Here is a 26,142-nt window from a genome sequence, read left to right as displayed (position 1 = left end):
ATAGGCTTCGGCGGACCTCCCAAGCAGTATCGCTGTCCACAAAGGGGATTAAATGTCAGCGACGCCACAACGGCACCGCCGAGCCCGCCGGTTGACCCTCACCGCCCTCGCCGTCACGGCCGGGGCCGGGGCGATGGTCGCCGCCGCACTGCCGGCCGGGGCCGCGAGTGGTGGCGGTGCCGCCAAGAGCCGGACCGTCGACGTGCAGATGCTGTCGTTCAACGACTTCCACGGCACGCTTGAGCCCCCGCAGGGCTCCTCCGGCACGGTGAGCGAACGTCAGGCCGACGGCACCACCAAAGCCATACCCGCCGGCGGGGTCGAGTACCTCGCCACCGGCCTGCGCGAGGCCCGCAAGGGCCACGAGTACTCCGTCACCGCCGCCGCCGGTGACATGATCGGCGGCAGCCCGATGCTGTCCGGGCTCTTCCACGACGAGCCGACCGTCGAGGCGCTGAACAAGCTCAAGCTGGACGTCAGCAGCGTGGGCAACCACGAGTTCGACGAGGGCAAGACAGAGCTGCGCCGCATGGCGTACGGCGGCTGCCACCCGGTCGAGGGCTGCTTCGAGTACGGCAAGGACTTCACGGGCGCCCAGTTCAAGTACCTGGCCGCGAACGTCACGGACGAGAAGACCAAGCGTCCGATGATGAACCCGACCTTCGTCTGGCAGAAGGGGGACGTGAAGATCGGCTTCATCGGCGTCACCCTTGAGGGCACGCCGGACGTCGTCACCGCCGAGGGCGTCAAGGGCCTGAAGTTCGGCGACGAGATCGAGACGATCAACAAGTACGCGGCCGAGCTGAACAAGCAGGGCGTGAAGTCGATCGTCGCGCTGATCCACGAGGGCGGCCTGCCCGCGAGCGGCGCGTACAACTACGACTGCGACGTCCCGGGCGCGGGCGCCGGCATCTCCGGTGCGATCGTGGACATCGCCAAGAACGTGGACGCGAAGGTCGACGCCCTGGTGACCGGCCACACGCACCAGGCGTACGCCTGCAACATCCCCGACCCGGCGGGCAACCCGCGCATGGTGACCTCCGCCGCCTCCTACGGCCGGCTGTTCACGGACACCACGCTGACGTACGACCGGCAGACCAAGGACATCGTCCGTACGCCGGTCAGCTCGCCCAAGCCGGTCAACAAGGTCGTCAACCGGGACCAGCCCAAGGCCCCGGACATGACCGAGCTGATCGACCGCTGGAAGGCGCTGGCGGCGCCGGTCGCCAACCGCACCATGGGCTACATCTCGGCGGACATCCCGGGCCGCGGCTCGGAGTCGCCGGAGAAGCCGCTCGGTGACCTGATCGCCGACGCGCAGCTGGAGGCGCTCGCCCCGGCCGACAAGGGCGGCGCGCAGCTGGCCATCATGAACCCGGGCGGCATCCGTGCCGACCTGGCCTACAAGGCCGCGGGTGGCGAGGGCGACGGCGTCGTGACGTACGGCGAGTCGTACACGGTCCAGCCGTTCAACAACATGATGAACGTCGTGGACCTGACCGGCGCACAGCTGATCACCGCGCTCCAGCAGCAGGTCACCGGCCCGGTCAACGGGGTGAACCCGAAGATCCTCCAGGTGTCGAAGGGCTTCACGTACACCCTGGACATGACGAAGACGGGCGCGGACCGCATCGTCGTGGACTCGGTGAAGCTGAACGGCGCGGCGATCGACCCCGCCAAGACCTACCGGGTCGCGATGAACGAGTTCCTCGCGGGCGGCGGTGACGGTTTCACCGTCCTGAAGGAGCACAAGAACAAGCTGAACGGCGCGGCCGACCTGGACTGCTTCAACGCGCTCCTGGCGAAGTCGACCCCGCAGAACCCGATCGCCCCGCCGGCGGCGGACCGGATCACGATCATCAAGTAGCAGCAGCGGTACCCCTGTGGGGGGCGGCGGGCCGGTCGGCCCGCCGCCCCTTCGGCTTTGTCAGAGTGCGGCCAGGAACTCCCCGACGGCCTGGTAGAGGCCCTGCGGGTCCTGGAACGGCGCGAAGTGGTCGCCGTCCAGGGGCGCGTACGAGGTCCCCGGGCGCCGGGAGACCATCGCGTCGGCCACTTCCTTCGTGAGCGTCCCGCTGCGGGCGCCGTGGACGAGCAGCGCCGGGCAGTCGCTCGCGAGCCAGGCGTCCCAGTGGTCGCCGCGGCAGGCCTCGATCGCGTCGAGCATGTCCTGCGGGTGGAACGGCAGGCGCCAGCCCGTCCGGTCGGGGAGCGGGCGCAGCGCGGGCGCGACGAAGGCGGCGCCCACCGGCCCGGCGGCGGCCAGCAGTTCCTCGGTGGATGGCGCGGTGTAGCGCATGGCGCGCAGGAAGGAGAACCACTCGGACTCCTCGGGGTGGATCTCCACGGTGGCCTCCACGTCGATGAGCGCGCCGACGCGGTGGGGGTGGGCGGCGGCCAGGTGGTAGGCGTTGAGTCCGCCGAGGGAGTAGCCGAGGAGAGCCACCGGGGCCTCGATACCGAGGTGGTCGAGCAGGGCGACGGCGTCGGCGACGAACCCCTCGCGGCCGTAGTCGGGAGCCCGGTCGGAGTCGCCGTGGCCGCGCTGGTCGGGGGCGATGACCCGCCACTCCGTGCCGAGGGCCTCGGCGAGCCCGGTGAAGGCGGCTCCCTCGGACATGCCCCCGTGCAGGGCGAGCAGCGGGCGGCCGGGGCCGCCGAAGTCCAGGTAGGAGAGGGTCCGGTCGTCGATCTTCAGCTCCTGGCGCATGGCTGTTCCTCCCGTGGTTCCCGCGGTTCCCGTGGATCTTGCGATGACTGAAGCCTGCCAGGATTTGGGCAAGCGCGCAATACTGTTGTCTTGCGCGCTTGCCCAAAACCTTGCGCGGATACGATCCCGGCATGGGAAATCGCGAGGACCTGCTGGCCGGAGCGCGCCGCTGCCTGGAGGAGAAGGGCTATCTGCGCACGACGGTGCGCGACATCGCCACCGCCTCGCAGGTGAGCATGGCGGCGATCGGCTACCACTTCGGGTCCCGCGAGGTGCTGCTCAACCAGGCGCTCTTCGCCGCCATGGACGAGTGGGCGGCGGGCTCGGGCCGGCTCACCGGGCAGGGGGACACCGCCGAGGCGCGGTACTCCGACACCTGGGACCGCAAGATCCGGGACTTCGGCGACATGCGCTGGCTGTGGCTCGCCAACGTCGAGGCCTTCGTGCACGCCCAGTCCTCGCCCGAGCTCCTCGCGGCCCTGGCCGAGGGGCAGCGCACCTCCCGGCGCATGGTGGCCGCGCAGCTGCGCGGGGTGCCCGAGGACGCGGTCGCGGAGGAGGACGTACGGGCCCTCGGGTCGCTGCACATCGCGCTGCTGACGGGGGTGATGGTGCAGTCGCTGACCGACCCGGAGCAGGCGCCGAACGGGCGGGAACTCACCCAAGGCCTGCGCACCATGGTGGAGTTGCTCGAAAGCTGACCCCTACCGCCGGGTAGTAAAGCCAGGTTCCGCACGCCATAATCCGGCCCACCACTGGGTCGGCAAAGGGGCGGGCATGGGCATGGGCAGGGGCATGGGCATCGGCGCGGGCATCGGCGCGGGTATCAACGCGGGACTGGACCGGCGGACGTTCCTGGCCGGAGCACTGGCCGCGGGCGCCGCCGTCGCACTCGGCGCACCACCCGCCGCGGCCACGGCCCTCGGCACCCAGGACTGGATGGCCGGCCTCGGGGACTCCACCGCCCTGCAGCGGATGACCATCCCCGGCACGCACGACTCCGGCGCCCGCCAGGGCGGGCTCTACGTCGCCTGCCAGAACACCTCGATCGCCGAACAGCTCGACTCCGGGATCCGCTTCCTCGACGTCCGCTGCCGGGTGACGGGCGGCTCCTTCGCCATCCACCACGGGGCCTTCTACCAGAACCTGATGTTCGGGGACGTGCTCGTGGCCTGTGCCAACTTCCTCGGCGCCCACCCGCGCGAGACAGTCCTGATGCGGCTCAAGCAGGAGTACTCCGAGGACAGCGACGCGACCTTCCGCGCCGTCTTCGACGACTACCTCGACAACAGGGGCTGGCGCCCGCTCTTCCGCATCGCCGACGCGCTGCCCACCCTCGGGCAGGCCCGCGGCAAGGTGGTCCTCCTCGCCGACAACGGCGGGCTGCCGGGCCTGCGCTACGGGGACGGCAACGTCTTCGACATCCAGGACGACTGGAACGCCGAGCCCTTCGCCAAGCGCGGCAGGATCGAGAACCAGTTCCGCCGCGCCGTGCAGCAGCCGGGCAAGCTCTTCATGAACTACACCAGCACCTCGGCGTACATGCCGCCGCGCTGGAACTCCGACCGCCTGGGCCCGCAGGTGCACGCCTTCGTCGACGGCGGGGAGATGGCCGGCCGGACCGGGCTCGGGATCGTCCCGATGGACTTCCCCAACACCCGCTCCGGCCTGGTCGCCTCACTGATCCGGCACAACTGACACCTCGGCCGGCGGCGGCGTCGGCGCGCCCGGGATGCGCAGGACCGCCTCCGTCCCCGGGCCGCCGGCGGGCGCCGCGCGCAGCTCGGCGGTGCCGCCCGCGCGGTGCACAGTACGGGCCACGATGGACAGGCCCAGGCCGCTGCCGGGCAGGGCGCGGGCCGAGGGGGAGCGCCAGAACCGCTCGAAGACGTGCGGGAGGTCCTCGGCCGGGATGCCCGGGCCGTGGTCCCGTACGGTCAGCTCGCCCGCCCGCAGCGACACCTCGACGACGCCGCCGGGCGGGCTGAACTTCACCGCGTTGTCCAGGACGTTGACCACCGCACGCTCCAGGCCCGCGGCCTCGCCCCGTACGTACCAGGGCGCCAGGTCGGAGCGGAACGCCAGCTCCGGACCGCGCAGCCGGGCGCGGGTCAGTGCCGCCTCGGCGATCTCGTGCAGGGCCACCACCTGGAGCGGGCTGCCCGCCCCGGCATCCGGCCGGGACAGCTCCTGCAAGTCGCCGATCAGCGAGGCCAGTTCCGTCATCTGTGCCTTGACCGAAGCCAGCAGCTCCCGGCGGTCCTCCGGCGGGATGGCCCGGCCGGTCTCCTCGCTGCGCGCGAGCAGCTCGATGTTGGTGCGCAGCGAGGTGAGCGGGGTCCGCAGCTCGTGCCCGGCGTCCGCGATCAGCTGCGCCTGGCGCTCCTGGGAGGAGGCGAGCGCGGCCGTCATGGAGTTGAAGGACCGCGACAGGCGGGCGATCTCGTCGTCGCCCTCGTCGGGGATCCGGACGGTGAGGTCCTCGGTACGGGCGATGTGCTCGACGGCACCGGTGAGCTCGTCGACCGGGCGCAGCCCCGTACGGGCCACCCACAGCCCGGCGGCGCCCGCGCCGACGACTCCTATGCCGGAGACCAGCAGGAGCACCCAGGCGAGCGTGGACAGCGGCTTGTTGACGTCGGCCAGGGGCTTGGCCACCGAGATCGCGAAGACGGGGGAGCCGGGCTGCGCCTGCGCGGGGAAGGTGTAGACGCGCATCTCGACGCCGCCGGCGGTCGTCGCGTCGTAGAGGACCTTGTCGCGCCTGCCCGCGGCGACCTCCTTGTCGGTCTCCGTGGCGGGCAGGTCCGTGAGCCCGCTCACCGTGCAGTGGCTGCCGTCGGCCGTGATGATCTGCACGGTCGCGTTCAGCTGCCCGGCGATCTCCGGCTGCACCTGCTGGCCGGGGCGCGTCGAGCAGCCCTCGCGCAGCGTGCGCAGCACCTGGGCGGTCGGGTTCGTGGCCTTGAGGGACTGGTTCAGCTGGTCGTTGAGCTGGGCCCGCACCATGACCCAGGACACCGCCGCCACGGCGGCCACGGCGAGCGCCACGGCGACCGTGACCAGGAGCGCGAGGCGGGAACGCAGCGGGAGGGCGCGGAATCTGGCGGTGGGGCTCACTCGGGGCCGCTCTCGCCCTGGCGCAGTACGTAGCCCACCCCGCGCACGGTGTGGACCAGCCGGGGCTCGCCCCCGGCCTCGGTCTTGCGGCGCAGGTACATCACGTACACGTCCAGGGAGTTGGAGCTGGGCTCGAAGTCGAAGCCCCAGACGGTCTTGAGGATCTGCTCGCGCGTCAGGACCTGCCGGGGGTGCGCCAGGAACATCTCCAGCAGGGTGAACTCGGTGCGGGTCAGCTCCACCGGGCGTCCGGCGCGGGTGACCTCGCGGGTGGTGTGGTCCATCCGCAGGTCGCCGAAGGTCAGCACGTCCTCGCCGGCGCCGTCGGCGGCGCCGGAGGGGGCGGCGTACGAGCTGCGGCGCAGCAGCGCGCGGACGCGGGCGAACAGCTCGTCCAGCTCGAACGGCTTGACGAGGTAGTCGTCGGCGCCCGCGTCGAGGCCGGTGACGCGGTCGCCGACGGTGTCGCGGGCGGTGAGCATCAGGATCGGGGTGGTGCTGCCCGTCGAGCGCAGTCGGCGCGCGGCCGTCAGACCGTCCATCCGGGGCATCTGGATGTCCAGGACGATCAGGTCGGGGGCGTAGGAGGCCGCCTTGTCGAGGGCGTCGAGGCCGTCGACGGCGGTCTGTGTGCCGTAGCCCTCGAAGGCGAGGCTGCGGCGCAGGGCCTCGCGCACGGCCGGCTCGTCGTCCACGACGAGGATGCGTGCTTCGCCTTCGGCGGGATTCATGGGTGGGTCCCCCAGGGTGGTCGTGGCCGGCGGAAGTGCGGGATCCGTCCCGCGGAGGTCTTCCCCCAGCGTCGCACGGGCGTGGTGCGGGCCCGCGTCAGAACGAGGTGCCGAAGCCGTTGGTGCCGCTCTGGCCGCCGCCGGTGCCGGAGCTGCCGGTGCCGCCGGTGCCGCCCTTGCGGAGGGAGGGCAGGTCGGCCTTGATCGTGTTGACCGGGATGGCGAAGCCGAGGCCGACGCTGCCGGCGGTGGAACCGTCGCTGGAGGGGGAGTAGATCGCCGAGGGCATGCCCACGATCTCGCCGTTCATGTTGACCAGGGCGCCGCCGGAGTTGCCGGGGTTCAGGGAGGCGTCGGTCTGGATGGCCTTGTACGAGGTGGTGTTCGAGCCGGTGTCGCCGTTGAACTGCCGGCCGTCGTACGAGAACGGCCAGCCGCCGCCCTGGCCGCGCTGCGGGGTCTGGCGCTGCTCGGACTTGGGGACGTTCACCTCGCGGTCGAGCGCGGAGACGATGCCGCTGGTGACGGTGCCGGTGAGGCGGTCGGGGGAGCCGATGGCGACGACCTGGTCGCCGACCTTGAGGCCGCCGGAGTCGCCGAGCTTGGCGGGCTTGAGGCCGCTGGCGCCCTGGAGCTTGATGAGCGCCAGGTCCTTGTCGGGGTCGGTGCCGACGACCTTGGCGGTGTACTTCTTGCCGTCGCTCATCGTCACCTGGATCTCGGTGGCGCCGTCGATGACGTGGTTGTTGGTGACGATCTCGCCGTCGGCGGTCACGACGATGCCGGAGCCGGTGCCCTGGCCCGAGCCGGTGCGGGTGTCGATCCGGACGACGGAGGGGCTGACGTTCTCGGCGACCCCTGAGACGGTGCCGTTGCTCGACTGGGAGACGTTCGTGCCGTTGACGCCGGTGCCGGATCCGGTGGTGGTGCCGAGCAGCTGCTGGACGGCGGCCGCGGTGCCGCCGCCGACCACGGCCGCCGCCAGGGCGACGGCGGCGAGGAGCGCGACGGGCCTCTTGGCGCGGGGCGCGGGGGCGGCGGCGTGGGCCGGGCCGGGGGAGCCGCTGCCGCCCCAGCCGCCGGAGCCGCCGGAGCCGGCGGCGGAGGCGGCGGAGGCAGCGGGGACCGTCTCGCCCTGGATGACCGGGGGCCGGTGCGCCTCGTGCCACCCCGGCGCGGCGGGCGGGTACACGGGCGGCGGCGGACAGGCCCCGGCGGCGTCCTGCGCCAGCCGGTCGCGGCCCCGCTGCCAGTCCTCACCGAACGGCTGGTCCTGGGTCGGGCGGTTTTCGGGGTACTCGCCTTCGCGGCGGAAGCTCTCGGTCATGTCTATGACTCTGAGCGCGGATCATGAGAGCTTCCTGAGTCTGGGCTGAGAAGCCCGACAGAACCGTGTATGCCCGAAATAAGGCCCGGCCCGGGACCCGGGTCCGCGGGAGGCTAGCGGCAGCCGCAGGAGCGGCGGATGACCAGGGCCGAGGGGAACTGCTTCAGGCGCTCCCGGCGGGACCCGGCCACGCGCAGCCCGTCGTCCAGGACGAGGTCCACCGCCGCGCGGGCCATCGCCGGACGGTCCGAGGCCACGGTGGTCAGAGGCGGGTCCGTGAGGGCCGCCTCCTTCACGTCGTCGAAGCCGGCCACCGCCAGCTCCCCGGGCACGTCGATGCGCAGCTCCCGCGCGGCGCGCAGCACGCCGATCGCCTGGTCGTCCGTGGCGCAGAAGACGGCCGTCGGCCGGTCGGGCCGCGCCAGGACCTCCAGGGCGACCGTGTACGCGTCGTAGCGGTTGTACGGGGCCTCGATGAGCCGGCCCTCGATCGAGCGGCCGGCCTCCAGCATGGCCCGGCGCCAGCCCTCGACGTGGTCGGCGACCGGGTCGCCGACCGACGGGGTGTTCTCGATGCCGCCGATGCAGGCGACGTACTCGTGCCCGTGCTCCAGCAGGTGCCGGGTGGCGAGCTGGGCGCCGCCGATGTCGTCCGTGACCACCGCCACGTCGTCGATCGCCTCGGGGCGCTCGTGCAGCAGTACCACGCGGGCGTCCCAGGCCTCGATCTCGCTGGCGGCCTGCTCGCTCATGCCCTGGCTGACCAGGATCAGGCCGGAGACCCGCATCCCGAGGAAGGCCCGCAGGTAGTGGACCTCGCGCTCGGTGCGGTAGTCGGAGTTGCCGACCAGGACCATCTTTCCGCGGTCGGCGGCGGCCTGTTCGACCGCGTGCGCCATCTCCGCGAAGAACGGCTGCCGGGCGTCCGGGACGATCATGCCTATGAGGTCGGTGCGCCGCGACGCCATCGCCTGCGCGACCCGGTCCGGGCGGTAGCCCAGGTCCTTGATCGCGGCGAGGACACGCTCGCGCGTGGCCGGGGCAACCGGCCGGGGTCCGTTGTTGATCACGTAGCTCACGACGGCGGTAGAGGTACCCGCCAGTCGTGCCACGTCATCCCGCGTCACCTTGGCCACGCGCGGCAGTCTACGCGGGGTGACCTACCTCTGGGCAGGGCGTCCAGAGGTAGGGATTCCCACAGGGGATTCCTCCATCCGGGTGGTGGCCGCCGCGGCCTGCGCCGCTGCCTGAGCCGTGGCCTTGGCCGCCGCCTGTGCCGCAGCCTCCGCGGCGGCCCGCTCGACCTTCTCCGGGGTCACGAAGCGGTAGCCCACGTTACGCACGGTGCCGATCAGGGACTCGTGCTCGGGGCCGAGCTTGGCGCGCAGCCGCCGCACGTGGACGTCCACCGTGCGGGTGCCGCCGAAGTAGTCGTAGCCCCATACCTCCTGGAGCAGCTGGGCGCGCGTGAAGACCCGGCCCGGGTGCTGTGCGAGGTACTTGAGCAGCTCGAACTCCTTGAAGGTGAGGTCGAGGACCCGGCCCTTGAGCTTCGCCGAGTACGTGGCCTCGTCCACCGAGAGGTCGCCGTTGCGGATCTCCATCGGGGAGTCGTCCGAACCCAGCTGCTGGCGGCCGGTGGCGAGCCGCAGCCGCGCCTCGACCTCGGCGGGACCCGCGGTGTCGAGGAGGACGTCGTCGATGCCCCAGTCGGCGGTGACGGCCGCGAGGCCGCCCTCGGTCACGACGAGGATCAGCGGGCAGCCCGGCCCCGTGGAGCGCAGCAGCTGGCACAGCGACCGCACCTGGGGCAGGTCGCGGCGGCCGTCCACGAGGATCACGTCGGCGCCGGGGGTGTCCACGAGGGCGGGGCCCTCCGCGGGGGCCACCCGGACGTTGTGCAGCAGCAGGCCGAGGGCGGGCAGCACCTCGGTGGACGGCTGCAGGGCATTGGTCAGCAGCAGGAGGGAGCTCATGCCCGACCACCTGCCCAGGTCGGGCGGTTCTGCACGGTTCGCTGGTCCATCACGTCGGTTCCTCCTCGGTCCCGTCGAGGACTTTCGCGGCACTGCTTCGTACGGCTTGCCTGGTGTCCGCCCGGTCCCCGCGCCCTGAGGTCCGGATGGATACCACTGTTCTCGGTCCGTTCAACGTGCTGAAAGCACAAAAGGACCCGGGGGCTACGTTGCCCGGATCCTCTCGCCAGCAGAATAGCCCACCCGTGCCCGCGGGGCCGAGGCTTCCGCGACCGCCTCTTCTGTGGTTCGCACCACCCCCGTGACCAGCGTATGCCCCGGTTTCACCGGATCGGCGGCCCCCCGGGAGGCATCCCGGGCGCACCCGGGGCGCATGGAGGCACGCGGGGCCGGGGGGTCCGAGGGTTCATCATGGAGGCCGACGCGGAGACGACGATAGGAGCTGCAGTGGCAACCGGAACCATCCGCTACTGGGCGGCGGCCAAGGCCGCGGCCAAGACGGCGGAGGAGCCGTACTCGGCGCGCACACTGGCCGAGGCGCTCGACGCAGTGCGGGAACGCCACCCCGGGGAGCTGACCCGGGTCCTGCTGCGCTGCTCCTTCCTCGTGAACGAAGAGCCCGTGGGCAAGCGGGCGCACGACTCCGTCGAGCTGACCGAGGGGGGCACCGTCGAGGTGCTCCCGCCGTTCGCGGGCGGGTGAGCGCGGTCCGATGAGCACTCCCGAGGAACAGCAGCGACAGCAGCAGCAACAGCAACAGCAGCAGTACCAGGATCCGTACGGGACCCAGACCTGGCAGTCCGACACCTGGGACACCGCGCACCAGCCGGTTGCTCCGGAAGGGTGGTTCCGGGACGAGGTCCCCGCGCCCGCCCCGGCCCCTTCGCCGGGGCCCGCGCCCGCGCCCGTGCAGGAGTGGGGCGAGACGGCGTACCTGCCTCCGTACCCCGGTCCCGAGCAGCAGGTGCAGCAGGCGCAGCAGCCGCAGTACCGGCAGACGGCCGCCCCCGACAGCTGGTTCCGCGACGAGGTACCGGCGCCGGCCCCCGCGCCGGCGCCCGCTCCCGTGCAGGAGTGGGGCGAGACGGCGTACCTGCCTCCGTACCCCGGTCCCGAGCAGCAGGTGCAGCAGGCGCAGCCGCAGCAGCCGCAGTACCGGCAGACGGCCGCCCCGGACAGCTGGTTCCGCGACGAGGTACCGGCCCCCGCGCCCGTGGCCGCCCCCGTGCAGGACTGGGCCGAGGCCACCGCCTACCTCCCGCCCCAGGCGGCGGCCCCCGCCGCCCCCGCGGCCCCCGCCGCGGCCGGGCCGCCGGAGGGGGAGGCCGACGGCGAGGAGCCCGCGTACTCCCCGCCCACGCTCGCCGGCAACACCCTGCGCGCCGTCGACCCCGCCCAGGCCCGCGCCGAGGGCCGGTCGCCGATCATCGACCCCGGCCCGCAGCCGGCCATACTGACCGCCGCCCTCGGGCTGCTGATCGCCGCGGCCGCCGCCTTCGGGCAGTTCGCTCTGCTCGTGCCGCTGATCGCCCTCCAGGGGCTCACCGCGGCCGGCTGGTTCCGCCTCAACGGCATGTGGCCGGCCCGCCAGGGCATCGCCCTCGCCTTCGCCGGAGCCCTCGTCGCGGACGGGGCGGTGCTCGCCGTGGACCGCGCGTACGGCCCCGGCGCCATCATCGGCACCCTGGGCGCCTGGGTGCTGCTCACCCTCGTGCTCCAGCTGCGCAGCCACGCCGAGCCGGACGAGCGGATGTACGGGCTGATGGCCTCCGTGGCCTCCGCCGCGCTGGCCATCGTCTGCGCCGGCTACCTGGCCGCCGACACCGCCTCGGTGACCGTGGGCGCGGCCGCCGTCGCGGTCGCCGTCTTCGCCCGCGCGCTGCCGCTGCCCACCGTGCCCTCGGTCGGCGTCTCGCTGGCCGCGGCCGCCGGCGCCGGCATCGCGGTCGGCGGGCTGACCTCGGTCGGGGCCGGCGGGGCGCTGCTGGGCCTCGCGGCCGGGGTGTGCGCGCTGATCGGGCTGCGCGTGGCGGCGTACGACTATCCGTCGAAGTTCGTGCACATGACGGCCGGTGTCGCGCTGCCGCTGGCGGTGGCCGCCCCCGCCGTCTACCTGCTCGGACGGGTGGTGGGCTGACGCCCCGTGGGACTGCTCACGGCCTCCTCACACGGGTGCATGGTCCACTAGGACGCACGTACCAATCAGTAGGGGGTGGGCACGTGCGTGTCCTACGTGGCGTCGTGATCGCCGCAATACTGCTCGGAGGCCTGTTCGTCGGCCTGGACCGCTGGGCCGTCGGCTACGCCGAGAACGAGCTGGCCGAACGGATCCAGAACAGGCAGGGCGGTATCCCGGGCGTCGGCGTGGACATCCACGGCTTCCCCTTCCTGACCCAGGCGCTCACCCATGACCTGGACCGGGTCGACCTGAGGGTGTCCGACCTCGCCGTGACCACCTCGGAGGGCCGCAAGACCACCCTGTCGAACCTGCGCGTCACCTTCCGCGAGGTGGAGCTGGACGGCGACTTCAGCGGCGGCAAGGCCAAGCGCGCCGAGGGTTCCGCCCTGGTGGACTACCAGGGCCTGATGGCGGCGGCGCAGCCCGGCGTGACCATCGCCTACGGCGGCGCGCCCAACAAGGTGAAGATCACCGCGACCATCGACTTCCTCGGCAGGAAGGTCACCCGCAGCGTGGTGTCGACGGTCTCCCTGGCCGACGGCAAGGACGGCTCGAAGGTCGTCCGGGTGCGCGCCGACGCGGTGCCGGGCGAGGGGCTCCCCGGGATCGAGACCGCGATCCGCAGGGTGACGGACTTCGACCGGCGGATCGACGGCGGACTGCCGACCGGAATGCAGCTGACCGGGCTGACCGCGGACGAGGCGGGTGCGCACCTGACGCTCGGCGGCTCGAACGTGTCCGTGGCCGGATAGTGAGACGGCGCGGTCCGATCCGCAGATGAACGGGCCGTACGCAGGCTCCCCGAGGCGGTGCGGTGGCCGCCCGGGGGTGCCCGCGTCCCAATATCCGGACGATCCTGTCTCGGAATATGACACGACGGTGACAGGGCAGCCGATTCGTCCCTACGATCCATGGCTATGAAGCAGCAGCAGGCGGACCTCACGAAGCGACGGGCAGTAGACCTGTGTCGCGTCGCCGCCATGCTCTGTCGATCCATGTGACGTGTGAGCGCATCCCGCTCCACAGCCGGACGACGGCCTTCCGCTTTCCCGTGTGACCACACCTGCCTCCTGCCCCCTGGCGCCTCCCCGCTCAGGAGTACGAGCGCACCCGGAAGCACGTTCCCAGCACCACCAGCACAGCCCCGCCGCACACTGCCCCGGAGGAGAACACCATGAGCCGCAGCGACGTCCTCGTAGACGCCGACTGGGTCGAGGCCCACCTGAACGACGCCAACGTCGTCATCGTCGAGGTGGACGAGGACACGTCCGCCTACGACAAGAACCACATCACCAACGCCGTCCGGATCGACTGGAAGCAGGACCTCCAGGACCCGGTCCGCCGCGACTTCGTGGACCAGGAGGGCTTCGAGAAGCTCCTCTCCGCCAAGGGCATCTCCAACGACGACACCGTCGTCCTCTACGGCGGCAACAACAACTGGTTCGCCTCGTACGCGTTCTGGTACTTCAAGCTCTACGGCCACCAGGACGTCCGCCTGCTCGACGGCGGCCGCAAGAAGTGGGAGCTCGACTCCCGCGACCTGGTCGACGGCACCGAGGTCCCGAACCGCCCGGCCACCGAGTACAAGGCCAAGGCCCAGGACACCTCGATCCGCGCCTTCCGCGACGACGTCGTGGCCGCGATCGGCTCCCTGAACCTGGTCGACGTCCGGTCGCCCGACGAGTTCTCCGGCAAGCTGCTCGCCCCGGCGCACCTCCCGCAGGAGCAGTCGCAGCGCCCCGGCCACGTGCCGAGCGCCCGCAACATCCCGTGGTCGAAGAACGCCAACGACGACGGCACCTTCAAGTCGAACGACGAGCTCAAGGCCCTCTACGAGGCCGAGGGCATCGACCTGTCGAAGGACACCATCGCCTACTGCCGCATCGGTGAGCGCTCCGCGCTGACCTGGCTCGTGCTGCACCAGTTCCTCGGCCAGACGAACGTCAAGAACTACGACGGCTCGTGGACCGAGTACGGCTCGCTGGTCGGCGTGCCGATCGAGCTCGGCCCCAACAAGTAATCCCGGGCACGCGACGCCCCGTAGGTACGACCTCTCTAGGACAGGACAGAGAACATGTGTGGAGCACAGATCGGCGGGCCCGACCTCGCGACGCTCAAGCCCGGTGAGACCGCGATCCAGGGCCAGGTCACCAAGGACGGCGAGGGAGTGAGCGGCTACGTCCGCCTGCTGGACTCGACCGGCGAGTTCACCGCCGAGGTCCCGACCTCGGCGACCGGCCAGTTCCGCTTCTACGCGGCGACCGGCTCCTGGACGCTGCGGGCGCTCGTCCCCGGCGGCCAGGCCGACCGCAAGGTCGTCGTCGCCGAGGCCGGCGGCGTGACGAACGTGGCCATCGCGGTCTGACCGCTGCACGCAGCGCGACCGTACAACGGCCGCGCGACCGCATGACCGGCCGAAGGGCCGCACCCCAGGGGGTTGGACGCCACTGGAACGGGGTGCGGCCCTTCGTGCCGTCCGGCCCTACGCTGGAGGCATGTACGCCCGGCGGCGCCGCGCCTACTTCCTGCTGATGGGCGGATGCCTGTTCCTCTTCGTGTCCGCCTGGTCCTTCGTGCGCCTGTGGTCGGTCGAGGCCGCCGTCGCCCTGTGCGTGGTCGCGATGGTCATACCGCCGGTCGCGGCGGTGGTCGCCAACCGCCGTGGCCCGGACGACCGTTGGTGGGACGACCCCTCGGGCGATCCGAAGTCCGACGAGTGGTGGGACGAGCTCGACGGAAAGCGGCGTCGCGAGGACTGAAACCCGCCGATATAAAACTGTAATAAGTGTGCGTACAACATCTCCCCGCAGCAAGCTGTCATGTGTGTGCACGGGTAATTGACCCGCGCCTCCAGTCCTGTGGGGGACTCTTTTGGAACACGAACAGACCATCCCTGAGCAGCGGAAAGAGGCGGAGAACGTCTCGGAATCGGACACTCCGGAATTTCCGGCTGTGAATTCCGTTGCGGATTCCGACGCTGATTCCGCTCCGGCTCCGGCTCCGGCTCCGGTGCGCACGCGCCGCCGCGGGCGTATGGCCCTCCTGATCGCGAGCGCCGTCGTCCTCGGCGTCCTCGCCGGGACGGTCACCGGTTACGCGATCCAGTACGACCGCGAACCCACGCCGCTCCCGCCGCTGGCCCAGGCCGGGGTGGTCACCCCCAAGGCGCTCGCGCCCGACGGCGGCACGACGAACAGGACGATCAACGCCAACCGCTGGCACAAGACCGACGACGACCTGGCCGCGCTGCTGGTCGAGGCCCCGGCCGGGGCCAAGGTCGAGGGCAGCGGCTACGAGTCGCTCGACTTCTTCGCCTCGGAGTTCTTCGAGAAGCCGGACCACGCGCTGCCCGGCATCCTGCGCGACCGCATCCGCCGCGTCGCCTCCACGGTCTGGTCCGAGGACGACCGCGTGTTCGTCGAGGTCCGGCTGCTGCAGTTCAACGACCGCTCCGGCGCGGACGATTACCAGCAGGACCAGGCGCGGTACATGCCCGAGAAGAAGTACGCGGGCAACGACGGCGTGGACATCCCCGGCATCTCCGGTGACCTCGGCCACGTCTGGGTGGACTCGGAGGCCGACGAGAAGCCGGGCTACTACCCGATCCGCGGCGCCCGGGCCATCGCCCGCCGCGGCGACATCGTCCTGGACATCGGCTACTTCAACAACCGCGGCAAGATCGCGGAGAGCGATGTCATCGACCTGGCCAAGCGACAGCTGGAGCGACTGTGACCGAGCCGCAGAACGAGAACGCGCCGGTCGAGGTACCGTCCGCCGCCCAGGAGCCGGCCCCCGAGGCCGCTCCGGCTCCGGTCGAGGCTCCGGCTCCGGTCGAGGCTCCGGCACCGGTCGAGGCTCCGGCACCGGTCGACGGGGCCGCGCCGGCGAAGCCCGCGCGCACGGTCAACCGTAAGAAGGCCGCCGTCATCGCCGCGGGCGTGGCCGTCGCCCTCCTCGCGGGCGGCGGTGTCTGGGCCTCCGCGGCCATCGCCGACGCCGACCGCACCTCGCCGACCCGGTACTGGACCGCCGCGGGCGAGCACGCCGCGCAGCCCGAGAAGCCGGCCGCCGTGCCCCCGAACGACCTGTCGGGCAAGCTCCTGCCGGTGCCGACCAACTTCTCCCTCGGCCCGGACCTCGCGGACGACGGCAACAACTTCTTCGTCTCCGGCGAGAGCGCCGTCCAGGGCTTCAAGGACGCCCGCAAGGGCCTGTCCAGCACCGAGCGCAAGCAGCGCGACGAGGCGCTGGCCGAGCTGAAGCTCAAGGGCCTGGCCGGCCGCAGCTACACCAAGGGCGGCGGCAAGATGGTGCTGGAGGTCCGCATCATGCAGGCCGACCCGCAGTCCCTGGGGAAGTTCTCCGAGGTCAACAAGAAGCTCATCGAATTCATCGGCGAAGGCCGCGACGCACCCAAGGTGGACGGCTACCCCGACGCCAAGTGCTCCGTGATGGCGCTCGGCGAGAAGGACAAGGAGACCATCGATTCCCTCGACTGCGTGGCGGTCGAGGGCGACGTGATGGTCAACTTCCGCGCCTACGGGCCCAAGCCCTTCTCCACCTCCGACGCGACGCAGTTCTTCAAGAACCAGCTGTCCCACCTGAAGTCCCCCGGGGAGTCCGTGTGACCGAGCAGAACACCGCCCCGGAGGCCGTGACCGAGACGGCCGCGCCGCAGGAGCCCGCGGTTGCCGAGGCGGCGCCCGTGGCGGCCGACGCGCCCGCGCCGCCCACGCCCGCGGCCGCGGAGACCCCCGCGGCCGCGGAGACCCCGGTGGCCCCCGTGGCCCCCTCGGTCCCTGAGACGTCCGCAGCAGCCGCGGCCCCCGTGGCCCTGGGCGCAGCAGCCGCGCCGCAGGAGCCCGCGGTGGCCGAGGCGTCGCAGGCGCCCGGGACGCCCGGGACGCCCGGGACGCCCGAGGCTCCCGCGGCCCCCGTGGCCCTGGAGACCCCGGCGGAGCCCGCGGCGCCGGAGGTGCCCAAGGTGCCCAAGGACCGCCGCAAGCTGTTCGCCGCCCTGCGCTGGACCGCCGCGGTCGTCGCCTTCGGGGCGGTCGGCACGGGCGTCGCGTACGGGATCACCCAGCCCGAGCGCACCGACATCCCCGGCCTGTCCACCAAGGACGACGGCCGCTGGGTCTTCCCGGCGACGGCGGTCACCAAGCCCACGCTGGCCCCCGGCGCCGCACAGCCCTTCGCCGAGGACAACAAGGACGGCATCCACTACGCCACGCTCGGCGAACTGCTCCTGCCCGCCCCGAAGGGGTCCGTCCAGGACCCCGCGCTGAAGCTGGAGAAGGACCAGATGGTGTCCCAGGACACCTTCCTGGAGGAGTACGCGGCCGACGCGCGCGCGGAGATCAAGCAGGGCTTCGTCGACGACGGCCTGCGCCAGATCGCCGCCCGCGGCTGGGTCATGCCGGACGGCACCCGCACCCGGATCTACCTGCTGCGCTTCCACTCCTCCGGCTTCGCCGACGCCTTCGGCGGCTGCGGCATGGACATGAAGGTGAACGGGGTCAACCGGCTGGAGGGCGACCCCGTCTGGAGCAAGGCCAAGACCACCCAGCACACGCCTGACCTGCGGTCCGTGTCCGTCTACTCGGAACCCGCGCCGTTCGGCGACGACCAGGTGAAGGCCGGCTGCATCCAGTCCGGCGACCTGCAGGCCGTTGTCCTGCAGACCCGCAAGGGCGAGGTGGCGGCCGTCCCGTTCCACCAGACGGTGATCCTCCAGGACCAGCTGCTGTCCTGACGGCAGCCGGGCGGCAGCCCGGCGGCCGACTGTACGGCCTACCTCACAGAGTGCACCGGTCCCCAGGCCAGTAGGCTTGGGGACCGGCCCGTACCCCCGAACGAAACCTCCGAGGAGCACACCGTGCTTGAGGCAGTCTTCACCTCCCTGCTGGTCCTGGTCTGCGTCGGCGTCCTCGCCTTCACCGGTCTGGCCGTGAAGAAGCTGTACCAGGGTCAGCGCTGACCGTCTGACCGGCAGCCATCCGCCCCGGATCCCGGAACCCCTCCCACAGATCGCCTGAGCAGACATTCATGATCCAGATCCCGTCCGACCTGAACCCGGGCCTCGTGCCCCTCGCCTTCCTCCTCGGCACCTGGGAAGGCGCAGGCGTCTTTGACTTCCCGGGTGAGGAGAAGTGCAACTTCGGCCAGGAAGTCGTCTTCAGCCACGACGGCCGGGACTTCCTGGAGTACACCTCCCACACCTGGGTGCTCGACGCCGAGGGCCAGAAGGTGCGCCCCCTGGAGTCCGAGTCGGGCTACTGGCGCATCGACAACCAGCGCAGGGTCGAGATCGTCATGGTCCGTGACCAGGGCGTCGTCGAGATCTGGTACGGCGACCTCGCCGACCAGAAGCCCCAGATCGAGCTGGTCACCGACGCCGTCGCCCGCACCGCCACGTCCCGCCCGCACAGCGGTGGCAAGCGCCTCTACGGCTACGTCAAGAGCGACCTCATGTGGGTCGGCGAGAAGACCACCCCCGAGGTGCCGCTGCGCCCGTACATGTCGGCGCAGCTGAAGAAGGTCGTCAGCCCCGAGGAGGTCGCCGAGATGGCGCGCAACCTTCCGGACATGCCGGACGACGGCATCGCCTTCTTCCGCTGAGCGGCCACATCCACAGGCTGTGCACGAAGGGGACCGCGGGACCGCCCGCGGTCCCCTTCGCGCGCTTACACTGGCCGGGTGGTCAGCACCGAGAGCACCGAAGGCGGCGAGACCGTCGAAACCAGTGCGGACACCGACTGGAAGACCGACCTGCGCAGGCGCGGATACCGCCTGACCCCGCAGCGCCAGCTCGTGCTCGAAGCGGTCGACGTCCTGGAGCACGCCAGCCCCGACGAGATCCTCGCCGAGGTGCGCAAGACCGCCTCCGGGGTCAACATCTCCACCGTCTACCGCACGCTGGAGCTGCTGGAGGAGCTGAAGCTCGTCTCGCACGCCCACCTCGGCCACGGCGCGCCCACGTACCACCTCGCCGACCGGCACCACCACATCCACCTGGTCTGCCGCGACTGCGGCGACGTCATCGAGGCCGACGTGGACATCGCCTCCGAGTTCACCGCGAAGCTCCGCGCGACCTTCGGCTTCGAGACCGACATGAAGCACTTCGCGATCTTCGGACTTTGCAAGAAGTGCGCCGCCAAACACCGTGACGGCCACGCGCAATAGGGTCGTAGGCTTGGTTTCATGACCAGCCCTTTGCTCCATCTCCCCGGTGCCGTGCAGGCCGAAGGCCGCGACGAGGGCGTCGCCGCCCACTACGGAGAGCTGTACGGAGAACAGCGCGCCCTCGCCGACGGCCGCGGCTTCGTCGACCTCTCCCACCGGGGCGTCGTCACCGTCAGCGGCCCGGAGCGGCTGAGCTGGCTGCACCTGCTCCTCACCCAGCACCTCACCGAGCTGCCGCCCGGCCAGGCCACCGAGGCGCTGATCCTCTCCGCGAACGGCCACATCGAGCACGCGCTCTACCTCGTGGACGACGGCGAGACGGTCTGGGCGCACGTCGAGCCCGGCACCCAGGACGCGCTGATCGCCTACCTGGAGGCGATGAAGTTCTTCTACCGCGTCGAAGTCGCCGACCGGACCGCCGACTTCGCCGTCGTGCACCTGCCCGCCGGCTCCATCGCCGAGGTCGCCGAGAAGCACGTCGTACGGGAGACCCCGTACGGCCGCGACGTCTTCCTGCCCCGCGGCGAGCTGGAGGCCTTCGCCGCCACCCACGGCCCCGCCGCCGGCCTGCTCGCGTACGAGGCCCTGCGCGTCGAGGCGCACCGGCCGCGGCTCGGCGCCGAGACCGACCACCGCACCATCCCGCACGAGCTCGGCTGGATCGGCACCGCCGTGCACCTGCAGAAGGGCTGCTACCGCGGCCAGGAGACGGTGGCCCGCGTCCACAACCTCGGCAAGCCCCCGCGCCGCCTGGTCTTCCTGCACCTGGACGGCTCCGAGGTGCTGCTCCCCGCGCACGGCGCGCCCGTACGGCTCGCCGCCGACGGGGAGGAGGGGCGCCAGCTCGGCTTCGTGACCACCGCGGTCCGCCACCACGAGCTGGGCCCGATCGCGCTCGCGCTGGTCAAGCGGAACGTTCCGGTGGACGCGTCGCTGCTCGTCGGCAAGACGGCCGCCGCGCAGGAGGTCGTCGTAGCGCCGTAGCCCGACGCGGCTAGATGTCGATGACGATGGAGAACGGGCCGTTGTTGGTGAGCGAGACCCGCATGTCCGCGCCGAACCGGCCCGTCTCCACCGTCGCGCCCAGCGCCCGCAGCTGCGCCACGACCTCGTCGACCAGCGGCTCCGCCACCTCGCCGGGCGCCGCCGCGTTCCAGGTGGGCCGGCGGCCCTTGCGCGCGTCCCCGTAGAGCGTGAACTGGGAGATCACCAGCAGCGGCGCGTCCACGTCGCTGCAGGACTTCTCCGCCTCCAGGATCCGCACGGACCACAGCTTGCGCGCCAGCTGCGCCGCCTTCTCCGGGGTGTCGTCGTGGGTCACCCCCACCAGCACGCACAGCCCCTCGCCGACGATCTCGCCCACGGTCTCGCCGGCCACCACGACGCTCGCGCCGTCCACTCTCTGCACCACTGCTCGCATACCACCTGTGTACCAGCCTTGCACCCGTCCGGGGCCGATCGGGTGGAGTGGGACTGCATCCGGACCACGGAGAGTGGCACCATGCACGCAGGCGGTGCCCTCAGCACCGGTCGAGGGGACGGACACGTTCACATGAATATCTCTGGTACCTCCGTACCTGTACCCGCTTCCGACATGGCGGCGGCCCTGCGGCCGCCCGCGCAGCGCACCGGCGACCCGCACGCGCCGGCGACGCCTGCCACCGCGCTCGGGCTGCCGGAGCTGCGCGCGCTGCGCCGCGACGCGCAGCGCGACGAGGCCGACCTGAGCTACGTACGCCGACTCCTCCAGGGCCGCATCGACATCCTGCGCGCCGAGCTCGCGCGGCGTACGGATCCCGAGGCGCCGGTGGTGGACCGGCTCTCGGAGATCCTCGCCGACGCCCCCTCCAGCCGCAGCGCCTCCGCCCGGCACGTCACCCTCGGCACCCCGCACAGCGAGGAGTACCGGCTGCTGGCGGCCGAGATGCTGTCCGACGTGGAGCTGTCGGACCTCGCGGCGCGCACGGACGAGGAGCTGTACGAGGCGATGGGCCGCCTCGTGCGCTACGAGCAGCAGGTCTCGCGGCGCCGCCAGCAGCTCCAGCGCACGGTGGACGAGTGCAGCGCGGAGATCACCCGGCGCTATCGCGAGGGCGAGGCGCAGGTGGACGACCTGCTGGCCTGAGACCCCCGGGACGGCGGGCACCCGCGCACGGGCGCGCGGGCGCGGGAAATTCAGGCGACGGCGCCGGGCAGGCCCGATTAGCGTGGCCGGTCATGACCGCTGAAGTCCGGCCGATCGCCGAAGCAGAGCTCCCCGACTGGCTGAACGCCCTGAACACCGGGTTCCTGACCGCGGCGCGGGTGACGGAGTCGGACGTCGCCCTCCGGGCCAAGTACACCGACCTCGCCCGTGTCCAGGGCGGGTTCGACACCGAGACCGGCCGCTGCGTCGCGTCCTTCCGCTCCTTCGCCCAGCAACTGACCGTGCCGGGCGGGGCGGTGGTCCCGGCCGGCGCCGTCTCCAACGTCACCGTGTCGCCCACGCACCGCCGCCAGGGCCTGCTCAGCCGGATGATGGCCGCCGAACTGTCCGCCGCCAAGGCGCGCGGCGAGGTCCTGAGCACGCTGATAGCCGCCGAGTACCCGATCTACGGGCGGTACGGGTACGGGCCCGCGGCCTCCATCGCGGAATGGGAGATCGACGTACCGCGCGCCGGACTCGACCGGCGCTGGTCCGCGCCCGCCGACGGGGCCCGCATCGACCTCGTGGACGCGGCCGAGGTGCGGCGGGTGGGCCCGGGCCTGCACGAGCGGCTGCGCGCGGTCACCCACGGCTTCATCGACCGCGACGAGCGCTGGTGGAACGCGTCGACCGGGGTGGAGGACATGTCGTACCGCCCGTACACGGAGAAGTTCCACGCCGTGTACCGGACGGCGGCGGGCGAGGTGGAGGGCCTGGCCGTCTACACCGCGGACGACCGGTGGAGCGACGCGAAGACCCCGCAGAACACCCTCCAGGTCACCGGGCTGCTGGCGCTGTCCCCGGCCGCCGAGCGGGCCCTGTGGCACTTCCTGTGCTCCATCGACTGGGTGCAGAAGGTCCGTACCGGATACCGCGCCCCCGACGACCTCGTCGCGCAGCTGCTGCCCGACCCGCGTGCGGCCGGGGTCGTGACGGTCTCGGACTTCCTGTGGGTGCGGCTGCTGGATGTCGTGCGCGCGCTGGGCGCCCGGACGTACGCCTGTCCCGGGGTCCTCGTCCTGGAGGTGACGGACCCGGCCGGCCTGGCCGCCGGCCGCTACCGGCTGGACGCCGCGACGGGGGAGTGCGCGGTCACCTCGGACCCCGCCGACCTGCGCCTGGACGTGGCCGCGCTCGGGGCGCTGTACCTCGGCGACGAGTCGGCCCTGCGGCTGGCCGCGCTCGGCAGGATCACCGAGGAGCGTCCGGGAGCGGCGGCGCTCGCGGACGCCGTCTTCCGTACGGCCCGCCGCCCTTGGTGCCCGGACATCTTCTGATCCGCCGGTCCTCGTCACACGCGCGGGCCGCCGACCGTCAGGTTTGCGTACGGGGGTACGGACGGACGGCACGGACGAGGGAGCACGGGATGAACAGCACGGCGGAGACCCGGTCTGCGGACACCGCGTACCTGGCGGCGCGCTTCGAGGAGAAGCGCGGGCACCTTCGGGCGGTGGCCTACCGGATGCTCGGCTCGCTCAGCGAGGCGGAGGACGCCGTGCAGGAGGCGTGGTTCCGGCTCGACCGCTCGGACACCGGAGAGGTGGAGAACCTGGGCGGCTGGCTGACCACCGTCGTCGCCCGGGTCTGCCTGGACCAGCTGCGCACCCGCAAGGCGCGCCGCGAGGAGTCCCTGGACAGCCCGGTGTTCAGCTCCCCGGAGCCGCTGCTGAGCGGTCCGGAAGGGCTGGACCCGGAGCAGGAGGTGCTGCTCGCGGACTCGGTGGGGCTCGCGCTGCTCGTCGTGCTGGAGCAGCTGGCGCCGGCCGAGCGGCTGGCCTTCGTACTGCACGACATGTTCGGGGTGCCCTTCGACGAGATCGCGCCGATCGTGGAGCGTACGCCCGCGGCGGCACGGCAGTTGGCGAGCCGGGCGCGGCGCCGGGTGCAGGGCGGCGCACCGGCGCCGGACCGGGACCTGCGGCGCCAGCGCGAGGTGGTCGGGGCCTTCATGGCGGCTTCGCGCGGCGGGGACTTCGAGGGCCTGATCGCGGTGCTGGATCCGGACGTGGTGCTGCGGGTGGACCTGGAGGAGACGGCGCTCGGCGCGTGGGCGGTGGCCCGGCAGGCGCTCACCTTCGCGCGGATGGCGCCGTACGCGCGGCGGGCGCTGGTCAACGGGGCGCCGGGCATCGTCACGATCCCGCCGGGCGGCAAGGCGGTCGCGGTCATGGGGTTCACGGTGAGCGGCGGCCGTATCGTCGCGATCGACATCCTGGCGGATCCGGCGGGGCTGGACCGCATCGACGTCACCGTTCTGGAGAACTGAGGACTGGGGTTTTGAAGCAAGTGGATGGGACTTCGGTGGACTTGACCGCGACGGTGGCGGCCCTGCGTACGGCGGGTTGCGTCTTCGCGGAGGAGGAGGCGGAGCTGCTGGCGGGCGCCGCCGCCGACGAAGTGCACCTGGCGGGTCTGGTGGCCCGCAGGGCGGCCGGGGAACCGCTGGAACACGTGGTGGGCTGGGCCGAGTTCTGCGGGCTTCGCATGGCGGTGGGGGAGGGGGCCTTCGTGCCGCGCCGGCGCACCGAGTTCCTGGTGCAGGAGGCGGTGGCGCTGGCCCGGCCGGGTGCGGTGGTGCTGGACCTGTGCTGCGGGGTCGGCGCGCTGGGCGCGGCGGTGGCGGCCTCGGTGCCGGGCGGCGGCGGTGTGGAGCTGCACGCGGCGGACATCGACCCGGTGGCGCTGGCCTACGCGCGGCGCAATGTGGCGCCGTACGGGGGCGCGGTGTGGGAGGGCGACCTGTACGACCCGCTCCCGGCGGCCCTGCGGGGGCGGGTGGACGTCCTGGTGGTCAACGCCCCGTACGTCCCGACGGCCGAGATCGCCCTGCTGCCTGCGGAGGCCCGTGACCACGAGCCGCTGACCTCCCTGGACGGCGGTGCGGACGGCCTCGACCTGCACCGGCGCATCGCGGCCGGGGCCCTGCCCTGGCTCGCCCCGGGGGGCCGGCTGCTGATCGAGACGAGCGCCCGCCAGTCGCCGGTCACGGCCTCGGCCCTGTCGTCGGCGGGGCTGACGGTCCACGCGGTCACCTCGGAGGAGTACTACGCGACGGTGATCATCGCGTCCCGCCCCTCGGGTGCGTGATGTTGCAAGCGACTGCTTGCAATAGTTAGCGCCATCGGGCAGGATCGAGGCATGGCATCGCTCAACGTCGGAAATCTCGGCGAATACCTGCGCGAGCAGCGCAGGCAGGCTCAGCTCTCGCTGCGGCAACTGGCCGACGCGGCCGGGGTGTCGAACCCCTACCTGAGCCAGATCGAGCGCGGGCTGCGCAAGCCGTCCGCGGACATCCTGCAGCAACTGGCCAAGGCGCTGCGGATCTCCGCAGAGACGCTGTACGTGCAGGCCGGGATCCTGGACGAGCGGGACCGGGACGAGGTGGAGACGCGGGCCGCGATCCTCGCCGATCCGTCGATCAACGAGCGGCAGAAGCAGGTGCTGCTCCAGATCTACGAGTCGTTCCGCAAGGAGAACGCCCTCGACGCCGAACCGGCTGAACCGGCAGACCCGGCAGACCCGGCAGACCCGGCTGAACCGGCAGACCCGGCCGGTCCGGCCGGCGCCGGCGACGCGATGCCCCCTACGCCCACGAACTGAACCGTGATCCGGGAGGACCAAGCACATGGCCATCGCCGATGACCTGAAGAAGACCCTCACCGACCCCACCCCGCTCTACTTCGTCGCCGGCACCGCCGACCTCGCCGCCCAGCAGGCCAAGAAGGTGCCCGGGCTCATCGAGCAGCTGCGCGCCGAGGCCCCGGCGCGCATCGACGCCGTGCGGAACACCGACCCGAAGGCCGTGCAGGAGAAGGCCAAGGAGGCGCAGGAGGCGGTCACCGCCAAGGTCGCCGAGGTGCTCGGCTCGATCGACCCGAAGAAGCTCGGGGAGACCGCCCAGGACCTGGCGCTGCGCGGGGTCGGCGTTGCCGCCGAGTACGCCGTGAAGGCCAAGGAGACCTACGACAAGGTCGCCGAGCACGGTGAGCAGGCCGTACGGGCCTGGCGCGGCGAGGTCTCCGAGGAGATCGTCGACATTGCCGTCGCCGTCGAGCCGGAGCCCGAGCAGGCCGCCGCCGAGCAGTCCGCCGCCGAGCCGGCCGCCGAGGAGAAGCCCGTGGCGAAGAAGGCCGCCACCCGCAAGACGGCGGCCAAGAAGGCCGCCGTCGAGCCGGCCGACGAGAGCTGACCGGCGTGACGACGGACCGGGCACCCGAGGGGTGCCCGGTCCGTTGTAGTTTGCGAGAGCGGCTCTGCCGGTAGCGTGGAGACAAGTGGCATCAGGCGCGAGAAGGCGGTCAGGCGATGTTGATGAACGGGTTCGACGAGGGAGTTCTCCCGCTGCTCGGGTTCGCCATGCTGGCGCTGGCCGTCGTGGCCTTCGTCCTCGCACTGCTGGCGCGCGAGGACGCGTACCGCGCCGCCGAGAAGCAGACCAAGACGTTCTGGCTGGTCATCCTCGGCATCACGGTCGTCGTGGACTTCTTCCTCGGGATGCTCTTCCTGCAGATCGCGGGCCTGGTGGCCACCATCGTGTTCTTCGTCGACGTGCGCCCGGCCCTCAAGCAGGTGTCCGGCGGCGGCCGCCGCAAGGGCGGCAGCAGCAGCGACGGACCGTACGGGCCGTACAACGGCGGGCGGTAGCCCGCGGCCGGGGGCCGTGGCCGAGGGTCCGCAGGCGAGGGTCCGAGGGTCCGCAGCCGAGCGCCCGTGACCGGGGGCGCCCCGC

At 72.0% G+C, this 26,142-nt stretch carries 30 protein-coding genes; 23 read left to right on the top strand and 7 right to left on the bottom strand.

The window, feature by feature from the left end:
* Nucleotides 1-52: 52 nt before the first annotated feature.
* Nucleotides 53-1,867: a bifunctional metallophosphatase/5'-nucleotidase gene (locus AB0M99_RS27595; protein WP_365924980.1), complete on the top strand. Its 1,815-nt coding sequence runs from the start codon at nt 53-55 to the stop codon at nt 1,865-1,867.
* A gap of 60 nt (nt 1,868-1,927) precedes the next feature.
* On the opposite strand, the gene AB0M99_RS27590 is transcribed toward AB0M99_RS27595, so the two are convergent.
* Nucleotides 1,928-2,710 (bottom strand): alpha/beta hydrolase, encoded by a 783-nt coding sequence (locus tag AB0M99_RS27590; RefSeq protein ID WP_365924978.1) that lies wholly within the window; start codon nt 2,708-2,710, stop codon nt 1,928-1,930.
* Nucleotides 2,711-2,841: 131 nt separating this feature from the next.
* Between AB0M99_RS27590 and AB0M99_RS27585 the strand changes: the two genes are divergently transcribed.
* Nucleotides 2,842-3,411 (top strand): helix-turn-helix domain-containing protein, encoded by a 570-nt coding sequence (locus tag AB0M99_RS27585; RefSeq protein WP_365924976.1) that lies wholly within the window; start codon nt 2,842-2,844, stop codon nt 3,409-3,411.
* Between the two features lie 82 nt (nt 3,412-3,493).
* Nucleotides 3,494-4,408 carry a phosphatidylinositol-specific phospholipase C gene (locus AB0M99_RS27580; RefSeq protein ID WP_365925039.1) on the top strand — a complete coding sequence of 305 codons (915 nt, stop codon included), beginning with the start codon at nt 3,494-3,496 and terminating at the stop codon, nt 4,406-4,408.
* On the opposite strand, the gene AB0M99_RS27575 is transcribed toward AB0M99_RS27580, so the two are convergent.
* From AB0M99_RS27575 to AB0M99_RS27555, 5 genes are all read right to left on the bottom strand, one after another.
* A complete protein-coding gene (locus tag AB0M99_RS27575) occupies nt 4,388-5,830 on the bottom strand; it encodes a HAMP domain-containing sensor histidine kinase (RefSeq protein ID WP_365924974.1) in 1,443 nt (480 codons plus the stop codon). The two genes, AB0M99_RS27580 and AB0M99_RS27575, sit on opposite strands and share 21 nt — an antisense overlap.
* A complete protein-coding gene (locus AB0M99_RS27570; RefSeq protein WP_365924972.1) occupies nt 5,827-6,561 on the bottom strand; it encodes a response regulator transcription factor in 735 nt (244 codons plus the stop codon). Before AB0M99_RS27570 ends, AB0M99_RS27575 begins: the two co-directional genes overlap by 4 nt.
* 97 nt (nt 6,562-6,658) lie before the next feature.
* Entirely contained in the window at nt 6,659-7,888 is a 1,230-nt protein-coding gene (locus AB0M99_RS27565; protein WP_365924970.1) for a trypsin-like peptidase domain-containing protein, read from the bottom strand.
* A gap of 113 nt (nt 7,889-8,001) precedes the next feature.
* A complete protein-coding gene (locus AB0M99_RS27560; protein WP_365924967.1) occupies nt 8,002-9,024 on the bottom strand; it encodes a LacI family DNA-binding transcriptional regulator in 1,023 nt (340 codons plus the stop codon).
* A 24-nt stretch (nt 9,025-9,048) separates the two neighbouring features.
* On the bottom strand, nt 9,049-9,864 hold the full coding sequence (locus AB0M99_RS27555; RefSeq protein WP_365924965.1) for a response regulator transcription factor: 816 nt from the start codon (nt 9,862-9,864) through the stop codon (nt 9,049-9,051).
* Between the two features lie 447 nt (nt 9,865-10,311).
* Between AB0M99_RS27555 and AB0M99_RS27550 the strand changes: the two genes are divergently transcribed.
* From AB0M99_RS27550 to AB0M99_RS27490, 13 genes are all read left to right on the top strand, one after another.
* Complete coding sequence (locus AB0M99_RS27550) at nt 10,312-10,566, top strand: MoaD/ThiS family protein (RefSeq protein ID WP_365924962.1); 255 nt, start codon at nt 10,312-10,314, stop codon at nt 10,564-10,566.
* A 10-nt stretch (nt 10,567-10,576) separates the two neighbouring features.
* Nucleotides 10,577-12,001, top strand: coding sequence for a hypothetical protein (locus tag AB0M99_RS27545; protein WP_365924960.1), 1,425 nt, complete (start codon nt 10,577-10,579; stop codon nt 11,999-12,001).
* Nucleotides 12,002-12,105: 104 nt separating this feature from the next.
* Nucleotides 12,106-12,795, top strand: a complete 690-nt coding sequence (locus AB0M99_RS27540) for a DUF2993 domain-containing protein (RefSeq protein WP_365924958.1) — start codon at nt 12,106-12,108, stop codon at nt 12,793-12,795.
* A 159-nt stretch (nt 12,796-12,954) separates the two neighbouring features.
* Nucleotides 12,955-13,044, top strand: a complete 90-nt coding sequence (locus tag AB0M99_RS27535) for an Ms5788A family Cys-rich leader peptide (RefSeq protein WP_353962781.1) — start codon at nt 12,955-12,957, stop codon at nt 13,042-13,044.
* Between the two features lie 173 nt (nt 13,045-13,217).
* Entirely contained in the window at nt 13,218-14,063 is an 846-nt protein-coding gene (locus AB0M99_RS27530; protein WP_365924955.1) for a sulfurtransferase, read from the top strand.
* 54 nt (nt 14,064-14,117) lie between these two features.
* On the top strand, nt 14,118-14,408 hold the full coding sequence (locus AB0M99_RS27525; protein WP_365924953.1) for a DUF1416 domain-containing protein: 291 nt from the start codon (nt 14,118-14,120) through the stop codon (nt 14,406-14,408).
* Between the two features lie 130 nt (nt 14,409-14,538).
* On the top strand, nt 14,539-14,802 hold the full coding sequence (locus tag AB0M99_RS27520) for a DUF3099 domain-containing protein (RefSeq protein WP_365924951.1): 264 nt from the start codon (nt 14,539-14,541) through the stop codon (nt 14,800-14,802).
* Nucleotides 14,803-15,076: 274 nt separating this feature from the next.
* Nucleotides 15,077-15,775, top strand: coding sequence for a hypothetical protein (locus AB0M99_RS27515; protein ID WP_365924949.1), 699 nt, complete (start codon nt 15,077-15,079; stop codon nt 15,773-15,775).
* Nucleotides 15,772-16,671 (top strand): hypothetical protein, encoded by a 900-nt coding sequence (locus tag AB0M99_RS27510; protein ID WP_365924947.1) that lies wholly within the window; start codon nt 15,772-15,774, stop codon nt 16,669-16,671. The genes AB0M99_RS27515 and AB0M99_RS27510 overlap by 4 nt, the downstream gene beginning before the upstream one ends.
* Nucleotides 16,668-17,798 carry a hypothetical protein gene (locus tag AB0M99_RS27505; protein ID WP_365924945.1) on the top strand — a complete coding sequence of 377 codons (1,131 nt, stop codon included), beginning with the start codon at nt 16,668-16,670 and terminating at the stop codon, nt 17,796-17,798. Before AB0M99_RS27510 ends, AB0M99_RS27505 begins: the two co-directional genes overlap by 4 nt.
* 293 nt (nt 17,799-18,091) lie before the next feature.
* The gene (locus AB0M99_RS27500) at nt 18,092-18,664 is read left to right on the top strand and encodes an FABP family protein (protein WP_365924943.1); all 573 of its coding nucleotides are present in this window, start codon (nt 18,092-18,094) and stop codon (nt 18,662-18,664) included.
* A 78-nt stretch (nt 18,665-18,742) separates the two neighbouring features.
* A complete protein-coding gene (locus tag AB0M99_RS27495; protein ID WP_365924941.1) occupies nt 18,743-19,228 on the top strand; it encodes a Fur family transcriptional regulator in 486 nt (161 codons plus the stop codon).
* A gap of 18 nt (nt 19,229-19,246) precedes the next feature.
* Nucleotides 19,247-20,212, top strand: coding sequence for a folate-binding protein (locus AB0M99_RS27490; RefSeq protein ID WP_365924938.1), 966 nt, complete (start codon nt 19,247-19,249; stop codon nt 20,210-20,212).
* A 10-nt stretch (nt 20,213-20,222) separates the two neighbouring features.
* Here the strand turns inward: AB0M99_RS27490 and dtd are convergent, their stop codons facing one another.
* On the bottom strand, nt 20,223-20,648 hold the full coding sequence (gene dtd, locus AB0M99_RS27485) for a D-aminoacyl-tRNA deacylase (protein WP_365924936.1): 426 nt from the start codon (nt 20,646-20,648) through the stop codon (nt 20,223-20,225).
* Nucleotides 20,649-20,822: 174 nt separating this feature from the next.
* On the opposite strand from dtd, the gene AB0M99_RS27480 reads away from it, so the two are divergent.
* The 7 genes from AB0M99_RS27480 (at nt 20,823) to AB0M99_RS27450 (ending at nt 26,057) form a co-directional block, all read left to right on the top strand.
* A complete protein-coding gene (locus tag AB0M99_RS27480) occupies nt 20,823-21,353 on the top strand; it encodes an ABC transporter substrate-binding protein (protein WP_365924934.1) in 531 nt (176 codons plus the stop codon).
* Between the two features lie 92 nt (nt 21,354-21,445).
* A complete protein-coding gene (locus AB0M99_RS27475) occupies nt 21,446-22,690 on the top strand; it encodes a GNAT family N-acetyltransferase (RefSeq protein WP_365924932.1) in 1,245 nt (414 codons plus the stop codon).
* A gap of 89 nt (nt 22,691-22,779) precedes the next feature.
* Nucleotides 22,780-23,679, top strand: coding sequence for a sigma-70 family RNA polymerase sigma factor (locus AB0M99_RS27470; protein WP_365924930.1), 900 nt, complete (start codon nt 22,780-22,782; stop codon nt 23,677-23,679).
* A 41-nt stretch (nt 23,680-23,720) separates the two neighbouring features.
* Nucleotides 23,721-24,500, top strand: a complete 780-nt coding sequence (locus AB0M99_RS27465; RefSeq protein WP_365925037.1) for a putative protein N(5)-glutamine methyltransferase — start codon at nt 23,721-23,723, stop codon at nt 24,498-24,500.
* Nucleotides 24,501-24,551: 51 nt separating this feature from the next.
* Nucleotides 24,552-25,013, top strand: a complete 462-nt coding sequence (locus AB0M99_RS27460) for a helix-turn-helix transcriptional regulator (protein WP_365924928.1) — start codon at nt 24,552-24,554, stop codon at nt 25,011-25,013.
* A gap of 25 nt (nt 25,014-25,038) precedes the next feature.
* Complete coding sequence (locus AB0M99_RS27455; protein ID WP_365924926.1) at nt 25,039-25,602, top strand: hypothetical protein; 564 nt, start codon at nt 25,039-25,041, stop codon at nt 25,600-25,602.
* Nucleotides 25,603-25,718: 116 nt separating this feature from the next.
* The gene (locus AB0M99_RS27450) at nt 25,719-26,057 is read left to right on the top strand and encodes a DUF2516 family protein (protein ID WP_365924924.1); all 339 of its coding nucleotides are present in this window, start codon (nt 25,719-25,721) and stop codon (nt 26,055-26,057) included.
* Nucleotides 26,058-26,142 lie beyond the last annotated feature (85 nt).

Source organism: Streptomyces sp. NPDC051183, from assembly GCF_040682455.1.
Taxonomy (GTDB): Bacteria; Actinomycetota; Actinomycetes; order Streptomycetales; family Streptomycetaceae; genus Streptomyces.
Note: the sequence above shows the minus strand (reverse complement) of the source record. Positions and strands in the feature narration are given on the sequence as shown.

Coding starts and splice junctions, on each gene's coding strand:
- AB0M99_RS27470 (WP_365924930.1), top strand. CDS start 22,780: ATGAACAGCACGGCGGAGACCCGGTCTGCGGACACCGCGTACCTGGCG.
- AB0M99_RS27490 (WP_365924938.1), top strand. CDS start 19,247: ATGACCAGCCCTTTGCTCCATCTCCCCGGTGCCGTGCAGGCCGAAGGC.
- AB0M99_RS27570 (WP_365924972.1), bottom strand. CDS start 6,561: ATGAATCCCGCCGAAGGCGAAGCACGCATCCTCGTCGTGGACGACGAG.
- AB0M99_RS27535 (WP_353962781.1), top strand. CDS start 12,955: ATGGCTATGAAGCAGCAGCAGGCGGACCTCACGAAGCGACGGGCAGTA.
- AB0M99_RS27585 (WP_365924976.1), top strand. CDS start 2,842: ATGGGAAATCGCGAGGACCTGCTGGCCGGAGCGCGCCGCTGCCTGGAG.
- AB0M99_RS27530 (WP_365924955.1), top strand. CDS start 13,218: ATGAGCCGCAGCGACGTCCTCGTAGACGCCGACTGGGTCGAGGCCCAC.
- AB0M99_RS27450 (WP_365924924.1), top strand. CDS start 25,719: ATGTTGATGAACGGGTTCGACGAGGGAGTTCTCCCGCTGCTCGGGTTC.
- AB0M99_RS27475 (WP_365924932.1), top strand. CDS start 21,446: ATGACCGCTGAAGTCCGGCCGATCGCCGAAGCAGAGCTCCCCGACTGG.
- AB0M99_RS27515 (WP_365924949.1), top strand. CDS start 15,077: ATGGCCCTCCTGATCGCGAGCGCCGTCGTCCTCGGCGTCCTCGCCGGG.
- AB0M99_RS27480 (WP_365924934.1), top strand. CDS start 20,823: ATGGCGGCGGCCCTGCGGCCGCCCGCGCAGCGCACCGGCGACCCGCAC.
- AB0M99_RS27545 (WP_365924960.1), top strand. CDS start 10,577: ATGAGCACTCCCGAGGAACAGCAGCGACAGCAGCAGCAACAGCAACAG.
- AB0M99_RS27455 (WP_365924926.1), top strand. CDS start 25,039: ATGGCCATCGCCGATGACCTGAAGAAGACCCTCACCGACCCCACCCCG.
- AB0M99_RS27525 (WP_365924953.1), top strand. CDS start 14,118: ATGTGTGGAGCACAGATCGGCGGGCCCGACCTCGCGACGCTCAAGCCC.
- AB0M99_RS27555 (WP_365924965.1), bottom strand. CDS start 9,864: ATGAGCTCCCTCCTGCTGCTGACCAATGCCCTGCAGCCGTCCACCGAG.
- dtd (WP_365924936.1), bottom strand. CDS start 20,648: ATGCGAGCAGTGGTGCAGAGAGTGGACGGCGCGAGCGTCGTGGTGGCC.
- AB0M99_RS27565 (WP_365924970.1), bottom strand. CDS start 7,888: ATGACCGAGAGCTTCCGCCGCGAAGGCGAGTACCCCGAAAACCGCCCG.
- AB0M99_RS27500 (WP_365924943.1), top strand. CDS start 18,092: ATGATCCAGATCCCGTCCGACCTGAACCCGGGCCTCGTGCCCCTCGCC.
- AB0M99_RS27590 (WP_365924978.1), bottom strand. CDS start 2,710: ATGCGCCAGGAGCTGAAGATCGACGACCGGACCCTCTCCTACCTGGAC.
- AB0M99_RS27520 (WP_365924951.1), top strand. CDS start 14,539: ATGTACGCCCGGCGGCGCCGCGCCTACTTCCTGCTGATGGGCGGATGC.
- AB0M99_RS27580 (WP_365925039.1), top strand. CDS start 3,494: ATGGGCAGGGGCATGGGCATCGGCGCGGGCATCGGCGCGGGTATCAAC.
- AB0M99_RS27460 (WP_365924928.1), top strand. CDS start 24,552: ATGGCATCGCTCAACGTCGGAAATCTCGGCGAATACCTGCGCGAGCAG.
- AB0M99_RS27595 (WP_365924980.1), top strand. CDS start 53: ATGTCAGCGACGCCACAACGGCACCGCCGAGCCCGCCGGTTGACCCTC.